Annotated in this window: 1 pseudogene; it reads left to right on the plus strand. The window is 77.1% G+C overall.

Annotated features, from left to right (window positions below):
- Positions 1 to 859, plus strand: a pseudogene (locus FAF44_RS53410) (hypothetical protein); the annotation flags it as partial.

The raw sequence follows: 859 nt of genomic DNA on the forward strand, positions 1-859 counted from the left end.
GGGAGCACCCCGGCTGGGAGCCACCCGCCACCCTCTCCGACCCGGCCCACTTCGGCTCGGCACCGGGCGCCCGGCCGCCGTTCACCTCACCGCCCCTGTCCCCGGGGGGCGACCAGGAACCGTCCACCGACCAGCACCACGGCCTGCCAGGCGGCCACGAACCACCCACCGGCCACCCCTACGGCCCGCAAGGCGACCACGAACCACCCACCGGTCCCCTGTTCGGTCCGGCGGCCGACCAGCCCCCCGGCCGGGCCGCGGATCACGCCTTCGCCACGCCCCCCGAGCACGTCTTCGGCGCTCCGCATCCGTTCGGGGTGTCCCCGGCTGACGAGGCGCCGTTCAACGCGCTCCCGACCGGCCTGCCGCCGTTCGGCGCACCCGTGTTCGACCAGCCGCCGTCCGGCGACCCAGGGGCGGGCTGGCCGGCGGACGACGACCAGACCCGCCCGGGCCGCGTCCACGACGTCCGTGCCTGGGAGCAGCCCGAGGACGAGTCCGGCCGGAACACGAACCGGTGGCCGGTGAACCCGGTGGTCCCCGGCGCGCCCCCGTGGGAGCCGCCCCCCGCGTTCACCGCCGCCGCGGCGGGCATGCCGACGTGGCCCGCCCCCGTCTCCGACCCGCACGCCGTGCCGCCGTGGCCGGCCGCGACGGGCGAGTTGGAGGCCGAGCCCGACGATCCGAGCCTGCCCCCGCCCTTCGACCCCAACGCCACCAACCCGGAGGGCTTCACCCTCCCGGCCCACTACTTCGACCCGGACACCACGAAGACACCGGACACCACGACGGCACCGGAAACCACGACGAGGCCGGACGCCGCGACGAGGGACGCCTCCCACCAGCCGTCCCCCCACAC

It is taken from the genome of Nonomuraea sp. MG754425, assembly GCF_021699195.1.
Lineage (GTDB): Bacteria > Actinomycetota > Actinomycetes > Streptosporangiales > Streptosporangiaceae > Nonomuraea.